Origin of the sequence: Leptolyngbya sp. CCNP1308 (assembly GCF_034932455.1) — a bacterium.
Classification (GTDB): domain Bacteria; phylum Cyanobacteriota; class Cyanobacteriia; order Phormidesmidales; family Phormidesmidaceae; genus Nodosilinea.
The window spans coordinates 1-1,455 of the sequence record NZ_JAYGIH010000094.1 but is presented as its reverse complement, the minus strand read 5'-3'; the positions used below and the strand labels follow the sequence as shown (position 1 = coordinate 1,455).

2 protein-coding genes are annotated in these 1,455 nt (G+C 43.6%); one reads left to right on the top strand and one right to left on the bottom strand.

The window, feature by feature from the left end:
* Positions 1-627: 627 nt before the first annotated feature.
* Complete coding sequence (locus VB780_RS25585; protein ID WP_323354018.1) at positions 628-1,125, top strand: hypothetical protein; 498 nt, start codon at positions 628-630, stop codon at positions 1,123-1,125.
* A gap of 95 nt (positions 1,126-1,220) precedes the next feature.
* Here the strand turns inward: VB780_RS25585 and VB780_RS25580 are convergent.
* Positions 1,221-1,455, bottom strand: a 235-nt coding sequence (locus tag VB780_RS25580; RefSeq protein WP_323350973.1) for a transposase, incomplete at its 5' end; no start/stop codon positions are given.

Here is a 1,455-nt window from a genome sequence, read left to right as displayed (position 1 = left end):
ACTGCCACGACCAGGCACATGGGGCAGGTCGTCACCGCTCGTTCCGTACGAATGACAACGACTCACCTGCTGAGGAGCCGTGTGAGGTGAAAGTCTCACGCACGGTTTTGAAGCCGAGCGGAGGGGGTAACCCCTTCGCTTAGGCAACTGTTTGTAGGTGTTGCGAGCACCTGCGGACAGCGCCAAGATTTTCGAGTTCTGTGTGGTCACCGTTCTGCTGAACGGCTTAAGGAGAAAGAAGACTGGTACAAAATCTCCCCGTCAACCGTATAGAAGCAAGAGTACTGGCAGTGGAGATAATCCAATAGCGTAAATGCTGGATAACTCCGAAGGCAGGGATCTTATCCAGCACTTTTGACGGATAAGCACTCCTATCTCCGGGATTAACCATCAGATCTGCCGGATAGCACCCCAAAACCTCGGACTTATACAGCAAATATTCTGTTTAATTCCTTAAAATCTGGGTATTATCCCGTAGATCTGCTGGATACTGCGGGCAGTACGGGGTCTTATTTAGCAAATCTGGCACTTAATACATAGTTATGCCGCAGTTTCCATAGGCAGTTTTGAAGCTCATATGTTTAGCGTTTTAGAAAGCCCCATTAGATTTTGATACATCCAATTCCTATGCTTTGGAATCCCATCTATCGCTTCATACTATTGCAAATTCCAAGTAGTCCTCAAAATCAGGATTCAAGTAATCTCTTCTTAAATGAAGCTTTTTCAAACTATGTGGTTTTTATTGCAGGAATAGTTGTTGGCATAATCGGATGGTTAATTGTCAACTTTTTATCCAGACAAAAACCGCAAATTATAGAAGTTGTTAAAAAAGAACAAGTATCTTTGTTAAAGGTAGATTCCCAGGTTAAAAAAGATATCAAGTTAGAGTACAAAGGGAAGCCAATCAATTCTCTTCATAGAACGTCCTTAGATCTATTTAATAGAAGCGAGACACCAGTTAAAGATTTCACTCTTACAATACAAACTGACACTCAAGATCTGCAAAACGAGGTTCTTGGTAGCCTAGTTGTAGATTCTAATGAAAATGAGATTCATGATGCGACTATTTTGTTGTCTGATAAGAATATAGAAGTGACAGTAAAGTTTCTCAATCCGTTTAAGTAATACAGAGATCGTTTGACACTTTATATTTTTTCATCAACTCCTATAAAGGTTAAAGACGCTAAGAGGGTGTTTGAAAAGTCCGATGGGGTCAAAAATCATGCCAATCGCCTAACCATGATACGGATCATGGCAAGGTAGATGAGGGTTTCTGACGTTTCCGGTAGCCGTTCGTAGTCTCGCACCAAGCGTCGGCATCCCATCAGCCATCCGAAGGTACGCTCGACGACCCAGCGTTTCTTCAGCAGGACAAATCCTTTGGTCTGCTGCGGTCGTAAGACGACCTCGACGATCCAGCGACAGGTATCCATCACCCACATCATGAAGGCGGGG